This is a genomic window from Jiangella muralis (assembly GCF_001270745.1).
GTDB classification, from domain to species: Bacteria; Actinomycetota; Actinomycetes; order Jiangellales; family Jiangellaceae; genus Jiangella; species Jiangella muralis.
Genome location: NZ_LFXL01000046.1, coordinates 45,124 through 51,281, shown reverse-complemented (window position 1 = coordinate 51,281; position 6,158 = coordinate 45,124). Strand labels below are relative to the sequence as shown.

5 protein-coding genes are annotated in these 6,158 nt (G+C 72.7%); 3 read left to right on the top strand and 2 right to left on the bottom strand.

The window, feature by feature from the left end:
- Window positions 1-203: 203 nt before the first annotated feature.
- Together ACW62_RS29850 and ACW62_RS29845 are read right to left on the bottom strand one after the other, a co-directional pair.
- Window positions 204-1,151, bottom strand: coding sequence for an inorganic phosphate transporter (locus ACW62_RS29850; protein ID WP_083460331.1), 948 nt, complete (start codon window positions 1,149-1,151; stop codon window positions 204-206).
- A gap of 11 nt (window positions 1,152-1,162) precedes the next feature.
- A complete protein-coding gene (locus ACW62_RS29845; RefSeq protein ID WP_205629691.1) occupies window positions 1,163-1,876 on the bottom strand; it encodes a DUF47 domain-containing protein in 714 nt (237 codons plus the stop codon).
- A 72-nt stretch (window positions 1,877-1,948) separates the two neighbouring features.
- Here ACW62_RS29845 and ACW62_RS29840 point away from each other — a divergent pair, with 72 nt between their 5' ends.
- From ACW62_RS29840 to ACW62_RS29830, 3 genes are all read left to right on the top strand, one after another.
- Window positions 1,949-3,556 carry a metallophosphoesterase family protein gene (locus tag ACW62_RS29840; RefSeq protein ID WP_053207769.1) on the top strand — a complete coding sequence of 536 codons (1,608 nt, stop codon included), beginning with the start codon at window positions 1,949-1,951 and terminating at the stop codon, window positions 3,554-3,556.
- Between the two features lie 103 nt (window positions 3,557-3,659).
- Window positions 3,660-4,469, top strand: coding sequence for a DeoR/GlpR family DNA-binding transcription regulator (locus tag ACW62_RS29835; protein ID WP_053207768.1), 810 nt, complete (start codon window positions 3,660-3,662; stop codon window positions 4,467-4,469).
- Window positions 4,470-4,798: 329 nt separating this feature from the next.
- Entirely contained in the window at window positions 4,799-6,151 is a 1,353-nt protein-coding gene (locus ACW62_RS29830; protein WP_083460330.1) for an ABC transporter substrate-binding protein, read from the top strand.
- Window positions 6,152-6,158: the final 7 nt, after the last annotated feature.

Below are 6,158 nucleotides of genomic sequence, written 5' to 3'. Positions count from 1 at the left end.
GAACACCTTCGGCATCGGACAACACCTTCCACCAGGCGTTGCTACGACCGATGGAATCCGCCCGGGCATTTCGCCCCGCAACTCCGCCGCTACTCCAAGATCAACCCCGTGCTGGCGCCGTGACGGTGAGGGGAGCGCGCCGCCGTGGTGCAGGCGGACGTCGTCGGCGCGGCCGGCGCCGTCCGTGAGCCGCAGGTCGCCGGTCAGGACGTCAGAGCGTGGACGACGAGCGCGGCGGCGCCGGCCAGGGCGAAGGCGGCCGGCAGCGTGACCGCCCAGGCGAGGCCGAGGTTGGCGACCACGCGCCAGCGCACCCGCCGGTAGCTGTCGTGGACGCCGGCGCCGAGCAGCCCGCCGGTCAGCGCCTGCGTCATGCTGACCGGCGCGCCCGCCGCGGCGCTGCCCAGCACGGCGGCGGCGGAGGCGAACTCGGCGGTGACGGCCTGCGGCGCGCGGGTGCTGATGATGCCGGTGCCGACGGTTCGGGCGACCCGCGGGAGGCCGATCACGGCGCCGATGGCGAACAGCCCGCCGACCACCGGGTACGCCCACCACTGCGGCGCCGCCTCGCCGCCGGCCGCCACGCTCGCGGCGATGAACAGGACGAACGCCTTCTGCCCGTCGTTCGCGCCGTAGGCGACGCACTGCGCGAGATACGCCGTCACGTGCGTGCGCCGGACGGTGGCCAGGTAGCGCGCGCTGCGAGCGGCCCGCCAGGCGGCGGCGCCGGCCAGCGCCAGCAGCAGCCCGGCGACGGGCGCGGCCAGGCCGATCGCGAGGACCCGCAGCACGGCCGGCCACTCGACGGCCAGCCCGGCGCCGACGCCGGCACCGGCGACGCCGCCGATGACCGCCAGCGTGAGGCTGGTCGGGAGCCCGCGCCGGGCCAGCCCGCCGGCGACGACGATCGCCACGACGAACCCGATCGCCAGCGGCGCCGGGTCGGCCGGCACGATCGAGCCGGCCAGCGTCTGCGCCACCGCGGTCGTCACCAGCAACGGGACGGCGACGACGGCGGCGACCAGCAGGCCCAGTCCGGCCGCGACCGGCATCCCCGGGATCCGCAGCCCGGGCGCCATCAGGGCGCCGCCATCGTTCGCGCCGGTCACCAGGGCGAACACCACTGCTACCGCGATCATCAGGTCGGGCACGCGGCGGCTCGTCAGTAGCCGCGCTTGAGCGCACCGTCGGTGAGGACGTCGGCCGCCTCGCTGATGCGCGCGCCCACGCCGTCGAGGCGTTTGATCAGCTCACGGTGCTTGAGCGCGTCGGGCGACATGTCGCCGTCGACGATGCGGGCGAACTCCTGCTGGTACTCGCGGCTGATGCTGCGGGCGGCCTTCTTCGCGTCGAGCGCCTTGAGCGGGACGTCGTGCGGCGCGCTCCACAGCGTGCCGACGGCCTCGTCGAGGGAGTCGACGGCGGCGACCACGTGATCGAGGAACGGACGGTAGGTCTTGCGCCGCTGGATCTGGTAGAGGTCGGCCTCGCGGAGGAACTCGCGGATGGTGTCGAGGACGTCGTCGATGGAGCGCGACAGCCGGAACAGGTCCTCCCGGTCCAGCGGCGCGACCAGCGTGCGGGACAGCCGGTCGACCAGCACCGCGCGCATCTCGTCGCCGCGGTGCTCGATGTCGGCGATGCGCTCGCGTGCCTGTGCCGGCGACACCTTCTTGTTGACCATCGCCCGGGCCAGGGCGGCGCCGTCGCGGGCGGCGTGCACCTGACCGCTCAGCGCCTCGGACATGTGCTGCCGGCCGCCGCGGAACCGGCGCGGCCAGCGCGGCCGCAACCTGGCGGCCTTCATCGTCGCGTCCACCACCTTGTCGAGGGCACCCGGGCCGGTGCTCTGCGCCCGGCGACCTGGATGTATCACGAACAGTGGTTAATCTATCATGCAAAGATGTGTTTTTAACATCAATCGTTGAGGTGAGTGAGGGGATGCGGCGTGCGCACCACCTGGGATCGGGTCCTGATCGCCGGCGACGCCGTCGCGGCCGGCACCGAGACGGCGTACCGCGCGGTGTCCGCGGCGCCCGGTGAGGCGCACGGGGTCCGCGCCGACCTCTGCGAGACGCACCCGGGCGGCATCGAGCCGGGGGAGCCGATACTGCGGCTCGGCCACCTCACCGACCTGCACCTGGCCGACACCCAGTCGCCGCTGCGGCTCGACTTCGCCATGCAGGTGGGCGAGCGCAGCCCGGGCTGGGGCGGCGCCGTCACCTACACGTTCCGCCCGCACGAGCTGCTCACGGCGCACGCGGCCGACGCGATGCTGCGCACGCTGCGCGGGCTCGGCCTCGACCTGTGCGTCGTCACCGGCGACAGCACCGACAACGCGCAGGCGAACGAGCTGGCCATGTTCCTGGCCCTGATGGACGGCGGCGACGTCGCCCCGGTCTCGGCCGGCGGCGTCTACCGCGGCCCGCAGAGCGCCGAGTGGGGCGACCCCTGGTACTGGGTGCCGGAGGTGCCCGGCGATCGTTATCAGCATCGGTGGGGATATCCCCACGTCCCAGGGTTGCCGGCCGCGGCCGCCGCGCCGTTCCGGGCGGCCGGCGCGGGCGTGCCCTGGATCGGCTGCCTGGGGAACCACGACGTGCTGGTCGGCGGCACCACGGCGGTCAGCGACGAGCTCGACGCGATCGCCGTCGGCGGCCGCAAGGCGGTGCGGCTCCCGGCCGACCTCGGCGACGAGCGCGAGCTGGAGCTGTACCTGCGCGATCCCGTGCGGCTGTTCTCCGGCCCCGGCGTGCCGGTGACCGCCGACCCCGAGCGCCGGTTGCTGCGCACGCGCGACATCGTCCGGGCCCATCTCGGCGGTGGGAGCGTGGGCACGGACGCGGGCGGTGGTGGCGCCGGCCCGGCCGGTCACGGCTACACCGACGCCAACCTGCGGGACGGCACGGCGTACTACCGGTACGACCCGTTCCCGGGCGTGCGCGTGCTGGTGCTCGACACCAACCACCGGCGCGGCATGTGGGACGGCAACGTCGACCGCGTCCAGCTGGAGTGGCTGGCCGACGAACTGCGCGGGCTGCGCGGCGATGACGACCCGCTCGTCGTCATCGCGTCGCACCACGCCACGCCGTCGCTGGGCAACGGCTACGGCGTCTGCCCCGACGACGACGCGGCGGTGGCGTTCGCCGGCGAGCTGCTGGAGGTCGCGCTCGGCTGTCCCAACGTGGTGCTGTGGCTCAACGGGCATCACCACGCGAACCGGGTGGTGGCGCACCACCGTCCGAGCGGCGGCGGCCTGTTCGAGGTGACGACGGCGTCGATGGTCGACTGGCCGACGCAGGCGCGGGTGATCGAGCTGGTCAGGCAGCCCGGCGGGATGCTGCGGATGACCTCGACCATCGTCGATCACGACGCGCCGCTGGACCCGGGCCCGCGGCCGCGGACGCCCGGCGAGCTGGCGTCGCTGCACCGCCAGCTGGCCGCCAACGACGTCTGGCGCGGGGGAGCGCGGCAGGGTCTCACCGGCACGCCGCCGGACCGCAACGTCCACCTGCTGGTCCCGCTCGGCGGGCGAGCGCGCCGAGGACCGTTGTGATGAGTTCTGATAAAAATCGCGTCGCCGGTGTTATTCTCCGGTATCGGCCGGGTGCGGGCCTGACGTTCCGCTGTCCCGGCGATGCGCGAGGAGACGAGCCCGGATGACACCTCCCGAGGCGCCGCGCGGTGCGTCGCCGAAGCGGGCGCAGGCACGAGAGGCTCGGCAGCAGCTGATCATCGACCACGTCGTCGCGAACGGCGTCGCGACGGCGGCCGAGCTGAGCACGCTCACCGGGGCGAGCCTGATGACCGTCCACCGCGACCTCGACGAGCTGGCCCGCCGGTCGCTGGTGCGCAAGTTCCACGGCGGGGTGTCGGCGCAGCCGTCGACGGCGTTCGAGAGCAGCTCCGCGTATCGCATCCGGGTCCAGGGGCGGGAGAAGGAGGCGCTGGCCAGGACCGCTCTGGAGCTGATCGAGCCGGGCATGTCGATCATGCTCGACACGTCGACGACCAACCTGTTCCTGGCCCGGCTGCTGGGCGGGCACGACCACGGCCCGCTGACCGTCGTCTCGAACTACCTGCCGATCATGCAGACGCTGCGGGCGGTCCCCGACGTGCACCTGATCGGGGTCGGCGGCGACTACAACCCCACGCACGACGCGTTCCTGGGGATGTCGGCGATCGAGACCATCCAGGCCCTCAGCGTGGACGTCGCCTTCCTCAGCACGTCCGCCATGACCGCCGACACCGCCTACCACCAGGAGCCGGACATCGTCATGGTCAAGCGGGCGATGATGGCGGCCGGCCAGCGCAAGGTGCTGCTGATGGACCGGACGAAGCTCGGGCGGACGGCCCTGCACCGGCTCGCCGCGACCGCCGAGTTCGACCGCCTGATCATCGACGGCGAGGGCGGTTCCGCCGACGAGGTGGACCGCATCCGCGAACACGTCGACGTCACGCTCGCCTGACCCTCGCCGCTTGCCGCTTGCCGCTCGTCCGCTTGCCGCTCGTCGCTCGTCCTCCGGCATGGCTGGGCCGCTGCCGGCTGGGCTGGCTGGCGCCGGTGTCGCTGCGGCCGACTCGGCTGGCCGCCTGACGCGGCCCGCTGCCGGCTGAGTCGCCCGGCTGACGCCGCTCCCTGCCTGCCGCCCGCCAGGCACGCCCCGCACGGCACCCGCCCGCCCTGCCGCACCCGCCGTCGTGGTCTCTTCGCGTTAACTCTACCGAAACTCGCGTTAATTCTGTTACGGTCCTCACACCAAATCGGGCATGACCTAACAGAGCAGCGGAGGATCACATGCAGCGCAGAGTGTTCACCGCCGCCGGCGCCGTCCTGACCGCGCTGGCGCTCACGACCGCCTGCAGCGCCGGTGACGACGGTGGCGCGGCCGGCGGCAGCGGCGGCGGCGACTTCGACGGGACCATCACGTTCTGGTACGCGATGGCCGGCCGCAACGGGGAGGCGATCACCGAGCTGGTCGATCGCTACAACGACCAGAACGACGCCGGCGTGACGGTCGAGGCGATCTACCAGGGCAACTACAACGACACGCTGACGAAGCTGCGGGCGTCGGCGCAGTCGGGCGACCTGCCGAGCATGGTGCAGGTCAACGAGCTGAGCACCCGGTTCATGTACGACTCCGGGCTGGCCACGCCGGTGCAGGAGCTGGCCGAACAGGCCGGCTACTCCTTCGACGACCTCAACGACCGGGTGGTCGGCTACTACACCGTCGACGGCGTGGTGCAGTCGATGCCGTTCAACGTGTCGGCGCCGACGCTCTACTACAACAAGGACGCGTTCGCCGCCGCCGGGCTGGACCCGGAGGCGCCGCCGCGGACGCTCGACGACGTGCGGTCGGCGGCCGAGCAGCTGCGCGGCGGTAGCACCGAGTACGGCTTCGTGTCGTCCATCGACGGCTACCTGGTCGAGCAGTACCTGGCCGTCGCCGACGCGCCGTACTGCGACGCCGGGAACGGGCGCGAGGGCCTGGCCACGACGGTCGAATGGGACGGCGACGTCACCGAGTCGATCCTCACGTGGTGGACCGGCATGGTCGACGACGGGCTGGCGATCAACATCGGGCGCGACGCCAACAACGCGTCGGCGGCGTTCCAGGCGGGCAACGCGGCCATGATGACGTTCACGTCGGCCAACCTGCGCGACATCGTCGACGGCGCGGACTTCGAGGTGGGCGTCGCGCCCTACCCGATGCCGCGGGCCGGCGACGCCGGCGGGCCGATCCTCGGCGGCGGCTCCCTGTGGGCGCTGGCCGGGCAGCCCGACGCCGCGAAGGAGGCCGTCTTCGACTTCATGGCGTTCATGATGTCGCCGGAGAGCCAGGCCATGTGGTCCACCCGCACCGGCTACGTCCCGGTCAACACCAAGGCCGCCGAACTGCCCGAGTACAGCGAGGTGCTCGACCAGTACCCGGGCCTGTCGCTGGCCGGCGAGCAGCTCTCCGCCACCCCGGACGGCCTGAACACCACCGGCTGCCTCATGGGGGTCATGCCGCAGGCGCGGGACAAGATGAACGACGCCATCGAGGCGTCGCTGCTCGGAGTGAAGGAGCCCCGGCAGGCGCTCGTCGACGGCGCGGCCGCTCTGACCTCGGTCATCGAGCAGTACAACGACTCCGTCGGTGCGAACTGACGAAAGC

Excerpts from the sequence above, each read along its gene's own strand:
- ACW62_RS29835 (WP_053207768.1), top strand. The coding sequence starts at position 3,660 with ATGACACCTCCCGAGGCGCCGCGCGGTGCGTCGCCGAAGCGGGCGCAG.
- ACW62_RS29830 (WP_083460330.1), top strand. The coding sequence starts at position 4,799 with ATGCAGCGCAGAGTGTTCACCGCCGCCGGCGCCGTCCTGACCGCGCTG.